Below are 21,371 nucleotides of genomic sequence, written 5' to 3'. Positions count from 1 at the left end.
CCATGTCCGCCCAGACCCAGACCCGTCGTCTGACCCTCGCCGACCTGGCCAAAATGAAGGCCAGCGGCGAAAAAATCGCCATGCTCACCTGCTACGACGCCAGCTTTGCCCGCTGCTGCGACGCCGCCGGAGTGGATTCCCTGTTGATCGGTGATTCCCTGGGCATGGTGGTCCAGGGCCACGATTCCACCCTGCCCGTGACCACGGAACACATGGCCTATCACACCGCCGCCGTGGCCCGGGGCAGCCAGCGCCCCCTCATCGTTACCGACATGTCCTTCGGCAGCTACCAGGAATCCCCGGCCCAAGCCCTGCGCAACGCCGTGCCCCTGATGGCCGCCGGCGCCCAGATGGTGAAGCTGGAAGGGGGCCGGGAAATGGCCCCCACGGTGCAATTTCTCACCGCCCGGGGCGTTCCGGTCTGCGGTCACATCGGCCTTACCCCCCAATCGGTACACCAGTTGGGGGGCTACCGGGTCCAGGGCCGGGATGAGGCCGCCGCCGCCCGGGTGCTGGATGACGCCCAGGCCATTGCCGCCGCCGGGGCCAGCCTCCTGGTGCTGGAAGCCATTCCCGCACCCCTGGCGGAGCGTATCAGCGCTACCCTGACCATTCCCACCATCGGCATCGGCGCTTCCCCGGCCTGCGCTGGCCAGGTGCTGGTACTCCAGGACATGCTGGACGTGGCCCCGGGCAAAAAAGCCCGCTTCGTCCGCAATTTCATGGCGGGCCAGCCCTCCATCGGCGCTGCCGTGGCCGCCTATGTGCAGGCGGTGAAGGACGGCAGCTTCCCGGCGCCGGAACACTGTTATTGAGGCCCATCCCGCCCAGCACCATTCCATCGCCGGTCCCGTACCGGCGGTTTTTTGTGCAGCACCCATAAGACGGCGCCGCTAGGTCCGGCCCGCCCTTTTCAGGAGAACAAACCGATGCAAGTGCTTTCCGCCGTCTCCGCCCTGCGGGCCGCCCTGGGGGACCGGCAGGGAATCGTCCTGGTACCCACCATGGGCAACCTCCACGACGGTCATATTTCCCTCATGCAACAGGCGCGTCAGCACGGCCAGACCGTGATCGCCAGCGTTTTTGTCAATCCCCTCCAGTTCGGGCCCAAAGAAGACTTCGCCGCCTATCCCCGCACCCTGGAAGCGGATCAGGCCAAGCTGGAAGCCGCCGGGGTGGATTTTCTCTTCGCCCCCGGGGTGGAAGACCTCTATCCGGAACCCCAGACCTATCGGGTGGAAGTGCCGGAAATCCAGCACTGGCTGGAAGGGGAAACCCGGCCCGGCCACTTTGTCGGTGCCGCCACCGTGGTGCTCAAGCTCTTCAACATCGTCCAGCCCCAGGCCGCCCTGTTCGGCAAAAAGGATTATCAGCAGCTCATGATCCTGCGCAACATGGCCCGCCAGTTCGCCCTGCCCATCCGCATCATCGGCGGGGAAATCGTCCGGGCCCCGGACGGTCTGGCCCTCTCCTCCCGGAACGGCTACCTGACGGCGGCAGAGCGAGCGGAAGCTCCCCGTCTGCATCAGGAACTGAGCCAGCTGGCGGATGCGGTACGCCGGGGAGAACGGGATTTCCCCCGCCTGGAAGCTGCCACGGCCGCCGCTCTTGACAGCCATGGCTGGAAAACTGACTATGTTTCCGTGCGGCGCCAAGCCGACCTCCAGCCTCCCGGCAGCGATGACCCAGCCCTTGTGGTTTTGGCCGCTTCCCGTCTCGGCAAGACTCGACTCATTGATAACATTGAGATTTGATTCTCACCCCTGGGCGTTGACAGGCGACCCTGAGCCGCTACAATGCCTTCCCCCAACACTTCTTGCATAGGGGTTAGCCATGCAAAGAACCATGCTCAAGTCCAAAATCCACCGGGTGACCACGACCCACTCGGAACTTAACTACGAAGGCTCCTGTGCCATCGACGAGGATTTGCTGGACGCCGCGAATATCCGCGAATACGAGCAGATCGACATCTGGAACGTGAATAACGGCGAACGCTTCACCACCTACGCCATCAAGGCGGAACGGGGATCGGGCGTCATTTCCGTGAACGGATCCGCCGCCCGCAAGGCCGCTCCTGGAGACATTCTCATCATCGCCACCTTCGGGATTTTTAACGAAGTGGAACTGGCCAAGCTGGAACCCACCCTGATTTACGTGGATTCCCAAAACCGGGTGGTGCGTAAGGGCCACCAGGTGCCGACCCAAGCCGCCGCCTAAGTATTTACGGGCGTCAGCCACAGGGAGACCGAAACCGGTCTCCCTTTTTTATTGGGCATGGGCAGAGGCGCTCTCTGGCAGACGGCGGGGACGGTAGGCTGCCGCCCAAACGGGTCAGGGAGCCAGGCGTAACGCCATTCCACCGCCCCGATCCCCGCTCTCTGCCCAGATAAGACAACAAGCCCCCGGACTAGCCGGGGGCTTGGGAGCTGATCCGAGCTTATTCCGTGGCGGCCTTGGCCTTGCGGGGACGGCGGGCCCGGGGCTTTTTCCCGGCAGGGGCGGCTTCCCCGCTCCCTTCCGGGGCGGCACTGGCAGGCGCAGCGCTTACCGGGGCAGGACTGGGCGTGGCGGCCCCTTCGCTGACGACGGGAGCGTCACTTTTCCGGCGCCGGGAATTTTGGGTGCCGGAGGTTTTCTTCCCGGTTTTCCCCGTCTTGGAACCCGCGCTTCTTGAGTTTCGGGACTTAGCCGGAGCCGGAGCGGAGGCAGCCTCTTCTACCACCGGGGTGGGAGCTGCGGCCCGAGGGGCTTCGGCGGGGGCAGAGACTTCCTCCGAGCTCGACCCCGGCGCAGCGGCCTCCGCCGGGCTAATGTCCTCTTCCTGGCCGGGCACGTAGGCTCCCTTCACGTCCGGGGAACGGGTATTGCGGCGACGGCGCCGGGAAGTGCTGCGAGCCCCCTCCCGGCCCCCTTCCTTGGCCACGGGAGCGCTAACGGGCGCCTGGGTGACCTGAGGCTCAGGGGTGCTTTCCGGGGCGGCCACCGACACCGGCGCTTCTTCCGGCGCACTGGCCAATTCCACTTCCGTCACCTCGTGGACCGGGTGGGCCGGACGGAGCTGGCTATCGGCCTTCACCAGGGGCGCCCCCTGGTGGCGCATCACATAGGCCCCGGATTTTTCGTCCCGGCCAAAAGTGAGCAGGCCCCGGTTTTGGGCTTCTTCCAGCAGATTGCCGAAGGCCCGGAAGCCGTAGTAGGACTCGTTGAAGCCCGGGCTGCGGCGCTTGATGGCCTCCTTAAGCACGGAGGCCCAGATGCGGTCGCTGTCGTCCCGCTCCGCCATGAGATCCTCGAAGGTAGTGGCCGCCAGCTCCACCCCCTTGTTGCGCCGGGTTTCCAGGTCGTCCCGGCGCTTGCCTTCTTCCTTGCCCTCCCCTTCCACCTTGCGGGGCTCCCGGGGGGCCTGGGCTTCCTTGCGGGCATGCTTGGCTTCCCGCTGGCGCACCAGATCGTCGTAGAAAATGAATTCGTCGCAGTTGGCGATGAGCAGGTCGGAGGTGGATTGTTTCACCCCCACCCCAATCACCCGTTTGGCGTTTTCCCGCAGCTTGGAAACCAGGGGGGAGAAATCCGAGTCTCCGGAAATGATCACGAAGGCATCCACGTGGGCTTTGGTGTAGCAAAGGTCCAGGGCATCTACCACCAGCCGGATATCGGCGGAGTTTTTGCCGGACTGGCGCACGTGGGGAATTTCGATGAGTTCGAAATTGGCTTCGTGCATCCCCGCCTTGAAGCCTTTATAGCGCTCCCAGTCGCAGTAGGCCTTTTTCACCACGATATTGCCCTTGACCAGCAGGCGCTCCAGCACCGGCTTAATGTCGAAACGCTCGTACTGGGCGTCCCGCACCCCCAGGGCGACGTTCTCGAAGTCGCAGAAAACGGCCATGTTGATGGTATCGGCGGCAGCAGCCATGAAAATCTCCAGGGGTAGGAAGCCAGGGCAGGGGTCAGGGACCGGTGCCGGTAAGGGTTGTTGAGAAAAGGGGCACAGTATAACGCGCCCGGTCCCCGGCCTCGGGCCTGCCGGAGCAAAAGGGGCGCAAATGGGCAGTGCATGCCATCCGGGTCCTTATTCCTTTCCGCACCATGTTTATAGCCATTCATTCTCACAAGAGGAATATCGATACTTTACAGTTATACCCATCGCCGCACTCGCGACACCCACAGGAAACACCATCATGGCTATCGCCCTCCAATCCACCGCCCCCGATCCCGCCTACTGGGATCAGAAGCTGGAGACCCAAAGCCGGGCCGATTGGGATCGACTCAAACTGGATCTGCTCAAGAGCCACCTGCGCCACGCTTACCTGGGCTCCCCCTACTACCACCGCACCTGGGACGCCGCCGGGGTCCATCCGGATCAGGTCAAAAGCCTGGATGACCTGCGCCGCTTCCCCTTTATCGACAAAAAGCTGGTGCGGGACCGGCAGATTGCCGTGCCGCCCTTTGGCGATTTGGTCGCTGTGCCGGAACGGGACATCGTCTATATCTCCGCTTCCAGCGGCTCCACCGGAGTGCCCACCGCCTCCCCCTTCACGGCCCAGGACTTTGACGACTGGATCGATTATGAAGCTCGCCAGTTCTGGTCCAGCGGCCTGCGCCCCACGGACCGCTACTGCCACTCCCTGAACTTTTCCCTCTTCGTCGGCGGTCCCTGCGTCCTGGGGGCCCAGAAGCTGGGCGCCCTGACCGTCCACGCAGGCACCCTGCCCTCGGAAAAACTCCTGGCCATCCTGCAACAGTTCCAGGCCACCACCATCTGGACCACCCCGTCCTACGCCTGGTATCTGGGGGAAACCGCCATCAAGCAGGGCCTGGATATCCAGAAAGATCTGGCGGTAAATAAGGTCATTGTCTGCGGCGAACCCGGCGGCTCCATTCCGGAAACCCGCAGCCGCATCGAAGCCCTGTGGGGCGCCGATGTTTATGACTACTACGGCCTTTCCGACATTTTCGGTTCCTGCGCCGGGATGTGCGAGGAAAAGGACGGCCTCCACTGGGCGGAAGACCACATTCTGGTGGAGGTGCTGGACCCCAAGACCGGGGAACCGGTGGCGGACGGGGAACGGGGAGAACTGGTGCTCACCACCCTGAAAAAGTCCGCTCGGCCCATGATCCGCTTCCGCACCAACGACATTGTCTCCTTCACCAAGGAGCCCTGCCGCTGCGGCCGGACCTCCATGCGCATGCTGGGGGTACACGGGCGCCTGGACGACATGCTCATCATCAAGGGGGTGAATGTGTTCCCCAGCGATGTGGAAGCCATTGTGCGCAAGGACCACGCCCTCTACACCGGGGAATACCGGCTCATCCTGGAACGGGTGAATCACCTGGACCGGCTCACCGTGGAAGTGGAAAAAAGCCACCTCTACCAGGGCAGCGACGCCGACCTAGCGGCCCGCTTCAAGACCAGCCTGAAGGCGGTCACCGGGATTATGGGAGAAGTCTCCATCCTGGCCCCGGAAACCCTGCCCCGGGCCACCCACAAGGCCAAACGGGTGGAAGACCGGCGCACCGGGGTGTGGAGCTAGGCCCCCGCAAGCGCCCCTATGCCTCCCCCAGGCCTTTTTTAGCCTGAAGCCAAACCATAAGGGCATCCCACGGGATGCCCTTATTTTTGTTCACCACAGGGAGGAATTGCCCCCCAAAGCACCGGGGAAACATCACCGAAAAAAATGGGGACAGTCTTGCGACCGTCCCCAAAGAGGAGGAGATGATGCAATTGGGGGTAGGCGCCCCGGGTATTTGCCCCCTTCAATCCCGGCGTAAATCCACCGGGACGGGCGCCCACCGTTGTTCCGTTACATGGCGGCGGCGAAAATCCCTTCGATTTCCGCCTGGCTGGCCCGCCGAGGATTGGTCAGACCGCAGGCATCCTTCATGGCATTGGCGGCCAGGGTGGGAATGTCTTCCGCCTTGGCGCCCAGGGCCGTGAGGTTGGGGGGAATGCCCACATCCACGCTGAGCTGGCGAATGGCCTGGATGGCCGCCTTGGCCCCGGCTTCTGCCGTCAGTCCGGAGAGGTTCAGGCCCATGGCCTCCCCTACTTCCTTCAAGCGGGGCGCCACGTCCCGGGCATTGAATTCCTGCACATGGGGCAGGAGCACCGCATTACAGACCCCGTGGGGCAGATCGTAGAAGCCGCCCAACTGGTGGGCCATGGCATGGACGTAGCCCAGGGAAGCGTTGTTGAAGGCCATCCCGGCCAGGAACTGGGCGTAGGCCATCTGTTCCCGGGCGCCCATATCGGCCCCGTTGGCCACGGCACTACGCAGATTGTCCGCAATCAGGCGCACCGCCTTCAGGGCACAGGCATCCGTAATCGGGGTGGCGGCGATGGAGACATAGGCTTCCACCGCGTGGGTCAACGCATCCATACCGGTGGCAGCGGTCAGGCCCTTGGGCATACCAGCCATCAGTTCCGGATCATTGACGGAAAGAATGGGGGTGACGTGACGATCCACAATGGCCATTTTCACGTGCCGGGATTCGTCCGTAATGATGCAGAAGCGGGTCATTTCGCTGGCCGTGCCGGCGGTGGTGTTGATGGACACCAGGGGCAGCTGGGGCTTGGCGGACTGATCCACCCCCTCGTAGTCGGCGATCTTGCCGCCGTTGGCCGCACAGAGGGCGATGCCCTTGGCACAGTCGTGGGGGGACCCGCCCCCCAGGGAAATCACGAAATCGCACTGGTCCCCCTTGAGCAGGGCCAGACCGGCGTCCACATTGGCGGTGGTGGGGTTGGGTTTGACCCCATCGTAAATCACGCCGTCCATGCCGGCCCCTTGCAACAGGCTCAGAACCCGGCCCGCCACCCCCAGTTCCTTCAGGGGCTTGTCGGTGACGATCAGGGCCTTCTTAAAGCCCTTCTGGCGGATAACCTGTACGGCGTCGCTGAGGCAACCCGCCCCCATGATGTTTTCGCTGGGAATAAAAAAAGTACTGGTAGTCATAATCCTGTCTCCTCGTTGTAGTGGATTCAGGCCGACCCCACCCCATGGCGGGGCCGGCGCAAGGGGTGAAAAGCTCCGGGTTAGAAGAAGCCCACCGCCTTGGGACTGTAACTCACCAGAATGTTTTTCGTTTGTTGATAGTGGTCCAGCATCATCTTGTGGGTTTCCCGACCGATACCGGATTCCTTGTAGCCGCCGAAGGTGGCGTGGGCCGGATAGGCGTGGTAGCAGTTGGTCCACACCCGACCGGCCTTGATGCCCCGACCCATGCGATAGGCGGTGTTCATGTCCCGGGTCCACACGCCGGAGCCCAGGCCATAAGGCGTGTCATTGGCGATTTCCAGGGCTTCCGCTTCCGTCTTGAAGGTGGTCACGGCCAGCACCGGCCCGAAGATTTCCTCCTGGAAGATGCGCATTTTGTTGTGCCCCTTGAACAGGGTGGGCTGGATGTAATAGCCGTCGGACAAATCCCCGCCCAGCTGGGCCCGGTCCCCACCGATGAGGCAGGTGGCCCCTTCTTCCTTACCGATTTGCAGGTAGGACATGATCTTGTCCATCTGCATCTGGGAAGCCTGGGCACCCATCATGGTTTCCGTATCCAGGGGGCTGCCCTGCTTGATGGCCTTGACCCGGCCCAGCACCCGTTCAATGAACTGGTCGTAGATGTCTTCCTGAATCAGGGCGCGGGACGGGCAGGTGCACACTTCCCCTTGGTTGAAGGCGAAGAGCACCAGACCTTCGATGGCCTTGTCCAGGAAATCATCGTCCTTGCTGCACACATCGGAGAAGAACACGTTGGGGGATTTGCCCCCCAGTTCCAGGGTGGCGGGAATAAGGTTCTGGGCGGCGGCCTGACCGATCACCCGGCCAGTGGCGGTGGAACCGGTGAAGGCAATCTTGGCGATGCGCTTGCTGGTCGCCAGGGGCATGCCCGCTTCCCGACCGAAGCCGTTCACGATATTGAGCACCCCGGGCGGCAGCAGATCGGCGATCAGTTCCGCCAGGACCAGAATGCTGATGGGGGTGGATTCGGCGGGCTTCAGCACCACGCAGTTACCGGCGCCCAGGGCGGGAGCCAGCTTCCAGGCGGCCATGAGCAAGGGGAAATTCCAGGGGATGATCTGTCCCACCACCCCCAGGGGTTCGTGGAAGTGGTAAGCCACGGTGTTTTCGTCGATTTCGGAAAGGCCGCCTTCCTGGGCCCGCAGACAACCGGCGAAGTAACGGAAGTGGTCGATGGCCAGGGGCACGTCCGCATTCAGAGTTTCCCGGATGGGCTTACCGTTATCCACCGTTTCCACATAGGCCAGCTTTTCCAGATTGGCTTCCAGCCGGTCGGCGATTTTCAGCAGCACATTGGCCCGGTCGGTGGCGGAGGTTTTGCCCCAGGAATCGGCGACCGCGTGGGCCGCATCCAGAGCCAGTTCAATATCGGCAGCGCCGGAACGGGCGGCCTGGGTAAAGGGTTTACCGCTGATGGGGGTGATAACTTCAAAGTATTCGCCGGAAACGGGGGGAACCCATTTGCCGCCGATGAAGTTGTCGTAACGGGTTTTGAACTCGTGCTTGGCACCGGGGGTGCCGGGATAGGCATAAAGCATGGAGTCTCCTTTATTGTGTAAGTAAATGCCGCCCCTGTTGGGGAGCCGGGAGGCCTATACAAGGCCCGTGCCATCCCACACCGGCCGGGAGCGCACCTGCCAACCCCATGATTCCCCATAACTTCCCGTTTTCTGCCCCGCCCCGAAAAATGCCGGACTGTCCTCCTGTTCGCCCCGAATCAGCACAACTGTCCCAAAGTGATACAGCCCCCTCAAAAACTCCGGGAAAACCCTTGCTCCCAAAATCCGCCGCTTTATACTGACTCGATCCGACCCATGCCGGATTCCCAGGCCCATCAGAGGCTTAGCGACCACAATAGGAGGAGACATGACCCACACCGCCCATCCCGCTGGGCCGCCGGGCACCGCCCTGCGCCAGGCCCGCCACCTCTTTCTGGAAGGCCGGGAGATTCCCCCCGGTCTGGTGGATGACCGTCTGATCCTCTCCTGGCAACGCAGTCGCCAGGCCGGGTTGCAACCCCTGGGCCAGGCTCGGGGCGAATCCCGGCTGGGAGGCCCGGCCTTAAGCCGCTTCCTCGACAAGCACCGGGAATTTCTGGACCACGCCCAGCCCATTCTGGAATATCTCTACGATCAGGTGCGGGACACCCACAGCATGGTGATTCTGGCCGACTGCCGGGGCCTGCTGCTCCACGCCCTGGGGGATGCGGATTTCCTCACCAAGGCCGAACGGGTACTGCTCACCCCGGGGGCTTCCTGGCACGAGCGGGACCGGGGCACCAACGCCATCGGCACCGCCCTGGCGGAAGGCACCCCCATGGAAATCCTGGGCTCGGAGCATTTCCTCGAACGCAATGCCATCCTGGCCTGTAGCGCCGCCCCGGTGCGGGGCCCGGACGGCCAGCTGCTGGGGGTGGTGGATATTTCCTGTGACCGGCGCCACCACCATCCCCACACCCGGGGCCTGGTGCAGACCGCCGCCCGGATGATCGAAAACCGGCTGCTCCTCTCCCGCCACCGGCGCCAGCTGCGCCTCCACTTCCATCCCCGGGAAGAAGGCATCGGCACCGTGGCGGAGGGGGTGGCGGCCCTGAGCGAGGATGGCTGGGTGGTAGCCGCCAACCGGGCGGCCCTGACCTGGCTCGGACTCACCCCGGGGGACATGGGGGCCGTACCCCTGAAGCGGCTCCTGGACATTCCGGAAGACCGGCTGCGGGAATGGGGGCTGCGCCATCCGGAACAGGCCCTGGCGGTCCAGAGTTGCCAGGGCCAGACCCTTTTCGTCCAGGTACGCAACGCCCACCCGGCCCTGACCCCAGTACAGGAATCCCGGCCACCCCAGGACGCCCTGGCCGGTCTGGGAGGCGCCGACGAACAGATCGGCCAGCTCCTGCACAAGGCCCGCCGGGTGCTGGGCAAACCCATTCCGGTCCTGCTCCAGGGGGAATCCGGGGTGGGCAAGGAACGTTTCGCCCAGGCCATGCACCAGAGCGGCCCCCGCCGGGAACAGCCCTTTGTGGCGGTGAATTGCGCCGCCCTGCCGGAACATCTGATCGAGGCGGAACTATTCGGCTACCGGCCCGGGGCCTTCACCGGCGCCCGCCGGGACGGCAGCCCGGGACGCATCCGGGAAGCCCAGGGCGGCACCCTGTTCCTGGATGAAATTGGCGACATGCCCCTGGGCCTGCAAAGCCGCCTGCTGCGGGTCTTGCAGGAGCGCCAGGTGGTACCCCTGGGAGGCGGCGCCCCGGTGGATGTGGATTTCGCCCTCATCTGCGCCACCCACTGCCATTTGCGGGATGCGGTGGAGGCGGGCCATTTCCGTACCGACCTGTATTACCGGATCAACGGTCTCAGTCTAACCCTGCCCCCCTTGCGCCAGCGCCAGGACTTTGCCGATCTGGTGCGGGCCATGCTCGCCCAGATCGCCCCGGGACGGCCTCTAATGCTGGCCCCGGGTCTGGCCCGGGCCATGGCCACCTACGCCTGGCCCGGCAACCTGCGTCAACTCTCCAACGCCCTGCACACCGCCGTGGCCCTCCTGGATGAGGGAGAGGACATTATCGACTGGGGCCATCTGGCGGACGATCTGGCGGAAGCCCTGGTCACCCCTACGGAACGACACGGGGCCCATGATCCCCTCACGGCGGCCCCCGCCGGGGAGCCGGGGGACAATCTCAAAGCCCAGTCCGAGGCAGCAATTGCCCGGGCCGTAGCTGCCGCCCAGGGTAATCTCTCCCTGGCGGCCCGGCGCCTGGGCATCAGCCGCAACACCCTGTACCGCCATCTGCGGCGTCCCACCTGAGCCGAAGGGGCCGCGGCCACGCCCCGGCTCGGCCCCCTCGGCTTGCTTCACCGCCCCCCTAATGTCACCATGGGCCTCTCCGTTTTTCTGCCCATGCCCATGTCCGCCCCCTTGGATATTCCCACCCTGCTGGCCCGCGTCCCCCTGTTCCAGGGCCTGAGCCCGGAAGAATTGGCCCCTATCGCCCGGGGTACCCGGGAAATGGGGGCCGCCAAAGGCCAGATCCTGTTCCACAAGGGAGATCCCTGTAACGGCATGCATCTGGTGGTGTACGGTCAGGTCAAACTGGCCATTACTTCGCCCCAGGGGGGAGAAAAGGTGGTGGAGGTGCTGTCCCAGGGCCAGACCTTCGGGGAAGCCCTGATGTTTGCGGAAAAGCCCTACATCGTCTACGGCCAGACCCTGGCGGACAGCCAACTGCTGTTCATCGCCAAGGAAGCCCTGTTTGCCGAACTGGATCGGGAGCCCCGCCTGGGGCGCAAAATGATCGCGGGCCTTTCCCGCCGCCTGCACCAGATGGTCACGGATGTGGCGGCCTACACCCTCCAATCGGGCCGTCAGCGGGTCATTGGTTTCCTGCTCCGGGATTTGCCGGAGCAGGAGGCCGGGGGGCCGGTCACCCTGCACCTCAGCACCAGCAAGGGGGTCCTGGCCTCCCGCCTTAACCTGACCCAGGAACATTTTTCCCGCATTCTCCACGAGCTGGCCGAGGCCGGACTGATCCGGGTGGAAGGCCGCCATATCCACATTCCCGACGGGGAAGCCCTGCGTCGCTACGATCTCTGAGCCCCAATCCCATGGCCGTTGAAACCGAACTGAAACTCCGCTTAAGTCCCACCGCCGCCCGGCGCCTGCTCTCCCACCCCCTGCTGACAGCCACTCCGCCCCAGCGCACCAAGCTCCTCAACACCTATTACGACACTCCGGAACTGGAGCTGTTGCAGCGCCGCCTGGCCCTGCGCCTGCGCCGCAAAGGCTGGGACTGGCTGCTCACGGTCAAGGGGGCGGCCCCGGCCCAGGGGGGTCTAGCCCGGCGCAGCGAATGGGAGGCCCCCACCCAGCCTGGCCAGTTTCACTTTGACCACGTGGACGACAAGGACCTGCGCCGCTGGCTGGAAAAGCGGATGCCCCGCCTGGAACCGGCGTTCACCACCGATTTCACCCGGCTCACCTGGGAACTAAGTCCGGTGCCCGGCACCCGCATCGAAGTGGCCCTGGACCGGGGCTGGATCGCCAGCCGGGGCCAGAAGGAAAGCCTCACCGAACTGGAATTGGAACTGCTGGCGGGGGACGAAGCCCAGCTCTTTGTCCTGGCCCAGGCCCTGGGCCAGGCGGAAATCCTCCATCCGGTGGCGGCCAGCAAGGCGGAACGGGGCTACAGGCTCTTCACCGGGCGGGAAAGCCCCCCGGTCAAAGCCCGTCCCCTGGCCCTGGGGGAAGACATCACGCCCCGCCAGGCTTTCCGCTCCATCGCCCTTAATTGCTTGGAACAGCTCCAGGCCAATGAACGGGGCGCCCGCCTGGGGCAGGATGGGGAATATGTGCACCAGGCCCGGGTGGCCATTCGCCGCCTGCGCTCCGCCCTGAAGCTGTTCGCCCCCGCCCTGCCCGCCTCTTTTCTGGATCATTGGGAAGAACCCTGGCGGACCCTGGGGGCCCAACTGGGGGATGCCCGCAATTGGGACGTGCTCCTGGGGGAAACCCTGCCTCCCCTCCTGGGCACTTTTCCGGAAGACCCGGATGTGGCCCATTTCCAGGCCCTGGCCCGAGCCCGGCAGCTGCGCTGCCAACAAGCCCTGGAGCGGCTCCTTGCCAGCCCCACCTATTCCCGGCTGTTGCTGGATTTCGCCACCGCCCTGTTCACCCTGCCCGAAGCCGAACGGCCGGGCCGCTGGGGAGATTTCGCCCAGCACCAGTTGCAACGCCAGGCCAGCAAGGTCACCCAGCTGGAAGCCAAGCAGCAAAAGGGGGATCACGCCGCCCGCCACCGTCTGCGCATCGCCTGCAAAAAGCTGCGCTACACCAGCGAATTTCTCGCCCCGGCCAACCGCCCCGCCTCCCCCAAAGGGAGCAAACCCGATTATCTGACCGCCCTCACCGGGCTCCAGGACGTGTTGGGCCAACTCAACGACCTGGCCACGGCCCGGGCCCTGGTGGATGCCCTGGTGCCGGACAGCCGGGCGCCTCTGTTACGGGGCTGGCTGGCGGGCAAGAGCGACGCCCTGCTGGATCAGCTGCCGCCGGCCCTGGCCCACTACCACAAGGCCTCGCCCCCCTGGGGCCAGCGCAAAGCCTCTGCAACAGGCCGGGAGTAAGCTAGACCGCCATAAGATCAAAGGAGGAGACATCCATGGATTTGATACTGTGGCGCCACGCGGAAGCGGAGGAAGGGGGGGAGCGGGAAAAGTCCGGGCCCTCCCGGGAAGACCCGGATTTAAGCCGGCCCCTGACCAAACGGGGACAAAAGCAGGCCAAGCACCTGGGAGACTGGCTGCGTCCCCGCCTACCGCCGGATTTGCACATCCTCGTCAGCCCGGCCCTGCGCACCCGCCAGACCGCCGACGCCCTGGGCCTACCCTACGAAACCAGCCGCCGTCTGGCCCCAGACGCCCGGGTCGCCGACCTCCTCGCCGCCGCCCGCTGGCCCGACGCCAGCCAGGCCGTCCTCCTGGTGGGCCACCAACCCACCCTGGGCCGCCTCGCCGCCCTACTCCTCTCGGGACAGGAAGCCAATTGGACCATTAAAAAAGGGGCGTTATGGTGGTTTTCTAACCGGGTACGGGCCGGGGAAACCCAAACGGTATTGCGGACGGTCCTTGCGCCTGACTTTATAATTTAAACTCCGTCATCTTTTTGTTCTTTGCTGCTTAACAAAGAGCCATGTCCTATTTAAGAAAAATTTCCCGTTATCAAGCTGCTTCCTATCACCTGGCAATCAGCCTCAGCATCTCCACCCTCATTTTCGCCACCATGCTTTTATTGTGGTATCCCCCTGCCCTACTTTCCGCCATGGGGGGAAAAGAGCTCATGCTACTAATTGGGGGCATTGATGTAGTTCTCGGCCCGCTGATCACCCTAATCATTTTTAATCCCCGAAAAAAAAGCCTTCCCTTTGATTTAGGGGTTATTGCCTTTATTCAATTGGTCGCCATGAGCTATGGGCTATACACCATGTTTGCCAGCCGCCCTGTATTTGCCGTCTACGCCGATGGAGCAATTCACGTTGTCTCGGCCATTGAACTTGATCCCAAAGATTTGGCTCAGGGGAAACAAGACAGTTTTCGCCAACTTAGCTGGAGCGGCCCGCTACTGGTGGCAGCCCAAGCGCCAACGGAGATAGAAGAAAAAAACAACCTAGCTTTCTCTGCCCTGGCAGGCATGGGGATTCAGAATTTCCCCAAGTATTACGTCCCTTATGCGGCACAACAGAAGGAAGCGCTCCAGTCTAGCCGGCCTGTCACCGATTTAAAGTTAACGCCAGAGGACCTGGATCAATTGGCTACTTACGCAAAAAATTTCGGAATGGACATTACACAAATCCAATGCCTCCCGGTCGTCACCCGGTTTGGTCAGGCTCTGGCTTTATTAGAGGGACATTCTGGTCGGTTTCTAAAATTCGCTCCTTACTCACCTAATCTGGCCCGGCCCAGGCATAAAAAAGCCCCCAGAGGGGGCTTTTCAGACGGCCTAATCAGGCCGGAAAACAGGGCTTAATTAATTTGCCTTGCACCAGCCTTTGTTAACACACGTACCACTATTAGTCCAGGTGATAACACCAGATCCAGAAGCATCCAACGTAGGAGTTAAAACCGTAGTGATACCATCAGCAGCAGCTGTCGCCGTACCGGTAATCACCCCATCTGTCACTGCAACGGAGGCGGTGTTAGTCGTAGCGGTGGGCTTGGGAGGAATACCCAAAGCTCCATTGGTACAACCGGTAAACGTCCCCGGATTAGCCGTATTGTCCCCGGCACACAAGGCCACATCCTTCTTCAAAGCTTCCGCAATGCCCTGAACTTCAGAAAAGCGGGATTTCTTCATGTAATCCGAATAGGCCGGAATGGCCAGAGCAGCCAGAATGCCGATAATCGCCACCACGATCATCAGTTCGATGAGGGTAAAGCCTTTTTGCATAGATTTCATGGTAAGACCTCCTATGTGAAAAATTTCACGCTTGGTTGCGTTGGACTCTATCTCGCAAGTAAGATGCCAAAAAAATTTATTATTAAAAATCAACGCACTAAATACACAATCCCAAAATCCCCCTATCTCAAAGTGACAAATTCCGGCAGGTCTTCGCCGCAAAAGGTCACTCGACTAGGAAAAATACCGGATCACCATTGAAACCGGTGCGTCCCGGTTAAAGCCCTCACCCGCTGAAGCCCATGGTCGGGTGACAGCAGGTCTTGAACCGCCGCGGCTATTTCTGCCTTTTGGTCCGGCTTCAAATGAGTCAAAAACACCGGGGCCTTCCCGGTATAGCAGGCCAGCTCCGCCGCCAGCAACCGGGGGCAGAGATGGCGGGAGGCTTGGGCTAGGGGCTGGTGGGTGTCGGCGAAGGCGGTTTCCAGGATCAGGGCCTGGAGCTTGGTTTGGCGGTTGATCCGGGGCCAGAAGTCCGGGTTCAGGTAGGTGTCCCCGGAAAAGGCCAGACTGCCGGCGGGGTTTTCCAGCAAATAGCCCACGGCGGGCACGGAATGGACGGCGGGCAGAGGGGTGATGGAGCGCTCACCGGAGAGGGCAATGGCCTCATCTACCGCCAGGGGAGCGAAGGCCAGCTTGGGGTGCTGGGGATCGGGCAGGGTGGTGAAATCGGGCCAGATCTGCCAGTTGAATATGTGTCGGCGCAACACTTCCAGGGATTGGGGCAGGCCGTGCACCACCAGGGGAGTCTCCCCCTGCCGGGCATCCACCAGCATGGGCAGGCAGGCGATGTGGTCCATGTGGGTATGGGTCAGGAAAACGTGGTCGATGCGGGACAGGGAGTCCAGTTCCAGGCGGGCCACCCCGGTGCCCGCGTCGATGAGCACGTCCTCGTCCAGCAGCAGAGCGGTGGTGTCCCCCGCCCCGCCGATACCGCCGCTACAGCCCAGTACCCTGACTTTCAAAATGCGTCACTCCGGCTTATGGGGGTTAAGGCGATCAAGCTTCCAGGAGGAAGGTCATGGCAACCCCGGCCACCTCCACCCGATCCCCATTCCGTAGGGGCTGGCTCTCCTCGGGTACGGGCTGGCCGTTGATTTTTGGCGGTTCGGGACCTTCCACCGGGGTCAGGGAATAGCCCAGGGGGCGGCGGGTGATGACCACCACCTGGACCCCGGGGCGCCCCAGGGTAGTGATGGGCTTGACCAGGGATAGTTCCCGGCCCTGGTTGGCCCCGGTCAGCAGGCGCATTTTGCCCAGGGGCAGGTCGGCGCCCCCGTTTTTACCCGGACCGGGCAGGGCCGTTTCCCCCAGAACGGAAAGGGGCACCCCCTCCACGGGCGGGGTTTCCACCAGGTACTTGAGCTTGTATTTGCCCAGCTCCACCTCATCCCCGTCCTTGAGCACGCACTTGGCCACGGGCCGACCATTGACCAGGGTGCCGTTGGTGCTGTTCAGGTCTTCCAGAAAGCAATCCTCCCCCAGACAGACCAGGGCCAGATGCTCCCCACTGATGGCCAGATTGTCGATCTGGATGTCGTTGTGGGATTTGCGGCCGATGGTGAGGCGTTCCTTGTTCAGGGGAATTTCCTTCAACACCAAGCCATCCATGGACAAAATCAGCCTTGCCATTGCCTCATTCCTCAAGTGCCCCGCACCCGGGCCGCAAAAAAGGGCGGACGGGCTGGCGGTTTCCAGGCGCCTAGCATACCGGGTCCGGGCCCGGCCCACATCTCCGTTTATCGTCCCATCGGTCCGTCAAGCGCCGAAGGGTAGCTCCACCCCTAGGCCCTGCTCCCGGGCTTGGGTCAGGAGCCGGTGGGCCAGCACCAGATCCTGGATACCCAGGCCCTGGGATTCAAAGAGGGTGATCTGTTCCCGGTCTTGCCGCCCCGGGCGGCGGCCCACCAGAATGTCCCCCAGTTCCACCAGCTGCCGGGCCTGGAGCCGACCTTTTTCCAGCAAGGGGAGTAAATCCCCCGCTTCCTTGACCGCCGTGTCCACCGTATCCACCGCCACCAGATCACACTTACGCACCATGGCTTCGGAGAGTTCCTGGCGGATGATGGCGTTGGACCCCGCCCCGTTAATGTGGGTGCCCGGAGCCACCCATTCGGCTTCAAACAGGGGGCTGGCCGCCGTGGTTACGGTGCCCAGCACATCCGCCTCCCGCACCGTGGCTTCCGGAGAGGGGGCGGCCAGGAAGCGGACCGAGGGGAAACGTTCCCCCTGACGGGCACAAAAATCTTCCAGCTTGTCCCGCTTGCGGCCAAACACCCGAACTTCCTCCAGCTGGGGTAAGGCGGTGCACAGGGCCTCCACATGGCCCCCGGCCTGCCAGCCCGTGCCGAACACCCCGGCCACCCGGGCATCCGGCCGGGCCAGTACCCGGGCGGCCAGGCCCGAGGCGGCACCGGTGCGCATCATGCCCAGAAAGTCCCCCGCCACCACCCCTTGGAGAATGCCGCTGGCCGCCTCGAAGACGAAAACATTGAAGCGGTTGCCGCTGCGGTTGGAGGTATAGGCCTTGTAGCCCAGAATACCCAGGGAGGGCACCCCGGCCTGCAGCAGATGCAGGGCGGTCTGGGGCAAGCGGGTGCGCTGCCGGGGCGTATCCTGGCCGGCCTGGGCGCCTTCCAGGGAAAGGGCCCGATGGGCCGTTTCCACGGCTTCCAGGGCCAGGGGCATGGTCAGCATTTGCCGGACGTCGGTTTCGTTCAGGTAAAGGGGCACCCGGGTCTCCTCAAAAACAGCGTGCAATGAAAAGCCGCCCCCAGGGGACAGCGGAAAAAATTATCAGGCGCCCCCCAAGGGCTGGGGCCGGGTCGGGCGACGCCGGGCTAGGCCTTTTCCCAGAACCACCACCAGTACGGCCCCCAGCACCCCCACGGCCTGGGGCAGCCATAGGGGGGCCCCGGTCAGGTAGGGCGCCAGCCAGCGGGCCAGGCCGTGGTCGCTCCAGAACATTTCCCCGGCCACGTAGCCCAGGAGGGCGGCCCCCAGGGTCACCACCACGGGCCAGCGCTCCATGAAGTGGAGAATCAGCTGACTGGACCAGACGATCAGGGGAATGGACACGGCCAGCCCCAGGAAGAGCAGCAGCAGGCTCCCGTGGGCGGCGCCGGCCACGCCGATGACGTTATCCAGGCTCATGACAAAGTCCGCCACAATGATGGTGCGCACCGCGCCCCACAGGCTGTCCGCCGCAGTGATGTCCCCCTCCCCTTCGTCTTCCGGCAGCAGGAGCTTGATGCCGATCCACAGCAGCAGGCAGCCCCCCGCCATTTTCAGCCAGGGCAGGTGCATTACCAGGGCGGCAAAGGTGGTCAGCAGCACCCGCAGCACCACGGCGCCGGCCACCCCGTAAGCCATGCCCCGCTTGCGCTGGGCCAGGGAAAGATTGCGACAGGCCAGGGCAATGACCACCGCATTGTCCCCGGACAAAACCAGGTCCACCGCCACAATCTGGGCCAGGGCCCACCAGAAGGCCAGGGAATCGGGTGCGAGATAAGGATTCATGGGCGGCCATTGTAGACAAAAAAGGGGCGGACCGTGACCGGTCCGCCCCTTTTGCTGGAAGGAAGCGCTTTAGAGCAGGGCCTTTAGCAGCTTACCCATTTCGGAAGGATTGCGGGTGACCTTGAAGCCACACTCTTCCATGACCGCCAGCTTGGCTTCCGCCGTGTCCGCACCGCCGGAAATGAGGGCCCCGGCATGGCCCATACGCTTCCCGGGAGGGGCGGTGACCCCAGCGATGAAGCCGACGATGGGCTTTTTCATGTTTTCCTTGCACCAGCGGGCGGCATCCGCCTCATCCGGACCGCCGATTTCCCCGATCATGATCACCGCGTCCGTGTCCGGATCGTCGTTGAAGGCCTGCATGATGTCGATGTGCTTTAAGCCATTGATGGGGTCGCCACCGATACCCACGGCGGAGGACTGCCCCAGACCCAGTTCGGTGAGCTGGGCCACCGCTTCATAGGTCAGGGTGCCGGAGCGGGAAACCACGCCGATGCGGCCCTTGCGATGGATGTGGCCGGGCATGATGCCGATCTTGATTTCTTCCGGCGTAATCAGCCCCGGGCAGTTGGGCCCCAGGAGCAGGGTTTTCTTGCCACCGGAGGCTTCCTTGGCCTTCATCTTGTTGCGGACTTCCAGCATATCCCGCACGGGAATGCCTTCCGTAATGCAGATGGCCAGATCCAGGTCGGCTTCCACCGCTTCCCAGATGGCGGCAGCGGCACCGGCGGGAGGCACGTAGATGACGGAAACCGTCGCCCCCGTGGCCTGGGCCGCGTCCTTCACCGTGGCGTAGATGGGGATATCAAACACCTTTTCCCCCGCTTTTTTGGGATTCACCCCGGCCACAAAGCAGTTTTTGCCGTTGGCGTATTCCTGGCACTTCTCGGTATGGAACTGGCCGGTCTTGCCGGTGATGCCCTGGGTGATGACCTTGGTGTCCTTGTTGATCAGAATGGACATGCAGTGACTCCTCGTTTCCGGTTATTTGACCGCGTCGACAATTTTCTGGGCCGCATCGGCCATGGTGTCGGCGGAGATGATGGGCAGACCGGATTCCTTCAGGATCTGCTTGCCCAGGTCTTCGTTGGTACCCTTCATACGCACCACCAGGGGCACGGACAATTGGACCTCCTTGGCCGCCGCCACCACGCCGGTGGCGATGGTGTCGCAGCGCATGATGCCACCGAAGATATTGACCAGAATGCCCTTCACCTTGGGGTTCTTGAGCATGATCTTAAAGGCTTCGGTGACCTTCTCCGTGGTGGCACCACCGCCCACGTCCAGGAAGTTGGCCGGCTCGGCGCCGAACAGCTTAATGGTGTCCATGGTGGCCATGGCCAGACCGGCCCCGTTCACCAGGCAGCCGATGTTGCCGTCCAGGGAGATATAGGCCAGATCGAACTTGGATGCCTCAATTTCGTCCGGGTTTTCCTCGTCCAGATCCCGATAGGCCACAATTTCCGGATGGCGGAACAGGGCGTTGGCGTCAAAGTTGAATTTGGCGTCCAAAGCTTTGATATTGCCGTCCCCTTCCAGAATCAGGGGATTAATTTCCGCCAGGGAAGCGTCCGTTTCCATGTAGCAGGTGTAGAGATTCTTGAACAGGATCACCGCCTTGGCCACGGAGGCTTCCGGCACACCGATGCCCCGGGCAAGCCGGGCCGCCTGTTCGTCCGTCAGCCCCACCAGGGGATCCACGAATTCCTTGAGAATTTTTTCCGGCGTCTTGTGGGCCACTTCCTCGATTTCCATGCCCCCTTCGGAAGAGGCCATCACCGCCACCTTCTGGCTAGCCCGATCGGTGAGCACCGCCAGGTAGTACTCCTTCTTGATGTCGGCCCCTTCTTCGATGAGCAGGCGGCGCACCTTCTGGCCTTCCGGACCGGTCTGGTGGGTCACCAGCTGCATGCCGAGAATCTGGTTAGCGTATTGGCGCACTTCCTCCAGGGACTTGGCCACCTTCACCCCGCCCCCCTTGCCCCGGCCACCGGCATGAATTTGCGCCTTCACCACCCAGACCTTGCCGCCCAGTTCTTCAGCCACCTGGACCGCTTCGTCGACGGAAAAGGCGGGTTTGCCCCGCGGCGTCACCACGCCGAACTTTCTCAGGATTTCTTTACCCTGATATTCATGAATTTTCATGCGCTTTCCTTGCTTGGTTGAAGTTGCGAGCAAAAGGCCGGAGCGTCTCCCCTAGCCGGTTCCTGGCCGCGATACCAGCGCGGGTAGTAGCGCCGCACCGCTTCCGAAGAGGTTTCCAGGGCATGGCAGCGGTCCAGCTGGTAGGGCTGGCGGCCGTCATGATCCTCGTTGTCTTGTGTTTCGCTGGCAAAGGTCTGCAACGCCACCGTGGGCAGCACCATGGCCAATTCGGTCAAATGGGAACAACCCGCCACACCGCCCAGGCGCTGGCGCAGGGCTCGGCGGAAATCCTGGAACAGATTGAGGCCCACCAGGCGGCGGTACTCGGGCACAATGGCCCGGCAATGGTCCCCGTAGGGCGCGGCTTCGGTCACCCCCTGGGCGTCCAAAATCTGGAAATGCCGATCCACCGTTACGCGCAGGCCCATATGGTGAATCGCCTCCCCGGCCTGACGCAGCCCGGTGGAGAGGGGGTAATCATGGTCCTTGGTGTCCGTCATCCAGGCTTCCAGATCCCACAAACCGTCTTCCCGCTTGTATCCATGCAACTGGATACTGCGGCAATGGCGGCGTTGTCGGGGAGCGGCGGGCGGCGGTAAGGGCATGGGTTAGGGCCGTTTAAAGTCAGGAAAAATGCTGGGGCAAAGGACGAAAAGCCAGTTTATCCGAATGTTCTAGCCGGGGGCACAGTTCTTTGAATTCTGAGTTTTGAATTCATAATTATTTATACAAATTCCCCGACAG

The 21,371-nt window shown here is 63.0% G+C and carries 20 protein-coding genes; 9 read left to right on the top strand and 11 right to left on the bottom strand.

From position 1 onward, the window contains the following. Positions 1-2 precede the first annotated feature (2 nt). The 3 genes from panB to panD all read left to right on the top strand — a co-directional run bounded on the left by panB (position 3) and on the right by panD (position 2,217). Positions 3-815: a 3-methyl-2-oxobutanoate hydroxymethyltransferase gene (gene panB / locus Azoinq_RS10355; RefSeq protein ID WP_216129362.1), complete on the top strand. Its 813-nt coding sequence runs from the start codon at positions 3-5 to the stop codon at positions 813-815. A 114-nt stretch (positions 816-929) separates the two neighbouring features. Then, on the top strand, positions 930-1,754 hold the full coding sequence (gene panC, locus Azoinq_RS10350; protein ID WP_216129364.1) for a pantoate--beta-alanine ligase: 825 nt from the start codon (positions 930-932) through the stop codon (positions 1,752-1,754). 91 nt (positions 1,755-1,845) lie between these two features. Beyond that, positions 1,846-2,217 carry an aspartate 1-decarboxylase gene (gene panD, locus Azoinq_RS10345; protein WP_269751296.1) on the top strand — a complete coding sequence of 124 codons (372 nt, stop codon included), beginning with the start codon at positions 1,846-1,848 and terminating at the stop codon, positions 2,215-2,217. 220 nt (positions 2,218-2,437) lie between these two features. Here panD and Azoinq_RS10340 read toward each other — a convergent pair whose 3' ends face one another. After that, positions 2,438-3,913, bottom strand: coding sequence for an NYN domain-containing protein (locus tag Azoinq_RS10340; protein WP_216129368.1), 1,476 nt, complete (start codon positions 3,911-3,913; stop codon positions 2,438-2,440). 265 nt (positions 3,914-4,178) lie between these two features. Between Azoinq_RS10340 and Azoinq_RS10335 the strand changes: the two genes are divergently transcribed. After that, positions 4,179-5,531 (top strand): phenylacetate--CoA ligase family protein, encoded by a 1,353-nt coding sequence (locus Azoinq_RS10335; protein ID WP_216129370.1) that lies wholly within the window; start codon positions 4,179-4,181, stop codon positions 5,529-5,531. 270 nt (positions 5,532-5,801) lie between these two features. Here the strand turns inward: Azoinq_RS10335 and yiaY are convergent, their stop codons facing one another. Both yiaY and adh read right to left on the bottom strand, forming a co-directional pair. Beyond that, positions 5,802-6,953 (bottom strand): L-threonine dehydrogenase, encoded by a 1,152-nt coding sequence (gene yiaY, locus Azoinq_RS10330; RefSeq protein WP_216129371.1) that lies wholly within the window; start codon positions 6,951-6,953, stop codon positions 5,802-5,804. Positions 6,954-7,033: 80 nt separating this feature from the next. Next, on the bottom strand, positions 7,034-8,554 hold the full coding sequence (gene adh / locus Azoinq_RS10325) for an aldehyde dehydrogenase (protein ID WP_216129373.1): 1,521 nt from the start codon (positions 8,552-8,554) through the stop codon (positions 7,034-7,036). A gap of 328 nt (positions 8,555-8,882) precedes the next feature. On the opposite strand from adh, the gene Azoinq_RS10320 reads away from it, so the two are divergent. The 5 genes from Azoinq_RS10320 (at position 8,883) to tfpZ (ending at position 14,534) form a co-directional block, all read left to right on the top strand. Then, positions 8,883-10,820 (top strand): sigma-54-dependent Fis family transcriptional regulator, encoded by a 1,938-nt coding sequence (locus Azoinq_RS10320; protein WP_216129375.1) that lies wholly within the window; start codon positions 8,883-8,885, stop codon positions 10,818-10,820. A 99-nt stretch (positions 10,821-10,919) separates the two neighbouring features. Further along, the gene (locus tag Azoinq_RS10315) at positions 10,920-11,606 is read left to right on the top strand and encodes a Crp/Fnr family transcriptional regulator (RefSeq protein WP_332460825.1); all 687 of its coding nucleotides are present in this window, start codon (positions 10,920-10,922) and stop codon (positions 11,604-11,606) included. Positions 11,607-11,617: 11 nt separating this feature from the next. Continuing rightward, positions 11,618-13,135 carry a CYTH and CHAD domain-containing protein gene (locus Azoinq_RS10310; protein WP_216129376.1) on the top strand — a complete coding sequence of 506 codons (1,518 nt, stop codon included), beginning with the start codon at positions 11,618-11,620 and terminating at the stop codon, positions 13,133-13,135. Between the two features lie 35 nt (positions 13,136-13,170). Next, positions 13,171-13,659: a SixA phosphatase family protein gene (locus Azoinq_RS10305; protein ID WP_216129378.1), complete on the top strand. Its 489-nt coding sequence runs from the start codon at positions 13,171-13,173 to the stop codon at positions 13,657-13,659. A gap of 41 nt (positions 13,660-13,700) precedes the next feature. Next, a complete protein-coding gene (gene tfpZ, locus Azoinq_RS10300; RefSeq protein WP_216129380.1) occupies positions 13,701-14,534 on the top strand; it encodes a TfpX/TfpZ family type IV pilin accessory protein in 834 nt (277 codons plus the stop codon). On the opposite strand, the gene Azoinq_RS10295 is transcribed toward tfpZ, so the two are convergent. The 8 genes from Azoinq_RS10295 to Azoinq_RS10260 form a co-directional block, all read right to left on the bottom strand. Then, positions 14,535-14,963: a pilin gene (locus Azoinq_RS10295; protein ID WP_216129381.1), complete on the bottom strand. Its 429-nt coding sequence runs from the start codon at positions 14,961-14,963 to the stop codon at positions 14,535-14,537. Between the two features lie 191 nt (positions 14,964-15,154). Then, positions 15,155-15,928, bottom strand: coding sequence for a 3',5'-cyclic-nucleotide phosphodiesterase (locus tag Azoinq_RS10290; protein WP_216129383.1), 774 nt, complete (start codon positions 15,926-15,928; stop codon positions 15,155-15,157). Between the two features lie 34 nt (positions 15,929-15,962). Then, complete coding sequence (locus tag Azoinq_RS10285) at positions 15,963-16,595, bottom strand: FHA domain-containing protein (protein WP_216129385.1); 633 nt, start codon at positions 16,593-16,595, stop codon at positions 15,963-15,965. 126 nt (positions 16,596-16,721) lie between these two features. Continuing rightward, positions 16,722-17,696: an ornithine cyclodeaminase family protein gene (locus Azoinq_RS10280; protein ID WP_216129387.1), complete on the bottom strand. Its 975-nt coding sequence runs from the start codon at positions 17,694-17,696 to the stop codon at positions 16,722-16,724. A 63-nt stretch (positions 17,697-17,759) separates the two neighbouring features. Then, on the bottom strand, positions 17,760-18,482 hold the full coding sequence (locus Azoinq_RS10275; RefSeq protein WP_216129389.1) for a TerC family protein: 723 nt from the start codon (positions 18,480-18,482) through the stop codon (positions 17,760-17,762). Between the two features lie 69 nt (positions 18,483-18,551). Next, on the bottom strand, positions 18,552-19,445 hold the full coding sequence (gene sucD / locus Azoinq_RS10270) for a succinate--CoA ligase subunit alpha (RefSeq protein ID WP_216129391.1): 894 nt from the start codon (positions 19,443-19,445) through the stop codon (positions 18,552-18,554). A 21-nt stretch (positions 19,446-19,466) separates the two neighbouring features. Further along, on the bottom strand, positions 19,467-20,627 hold the full coding sequence (gene sucC / locus Azoinq_RS10265) for an ADP-forming succinate--CoA ligase subunit beta (RefSeq protein ID WP_216129393.1): 1,161 nt from the start codon (positions 20,625-20,627) through the stop codon (positions 19,467-19,469). Next, on the bottom strand, positions 20,624-21,232 hold the full coding sequence (locus tag Azoinq_RS10260) for a DUF2889 domain-containing protein (RefSeq protein ID WP_216129395.1): 609 nt from the start codon (positions 21,230-21,232) through the stop codon (positions 20,624-20,626). The genes sucC and Azoinq_RS10260 overlap by 4 nt, the downstream gene beginning before the upstream one ends. Positions 21,233-21,371 lie beyond the last annotated feature (139 nt).

The organism is Azospira inquinata (assembly GCF_018905915.1).
Lineage (GTDB): Bacteria > Pseudomonadota > Gammaproteobacteria > Burkholderiales > Rhodocyclaceae > Azospira > Azospira inquinata.
The sequence above is the reverse complement of the archived record's forward strand: the minus strand, read 5'-3'. Positions and strand labels throughout refer to the sequence as shown.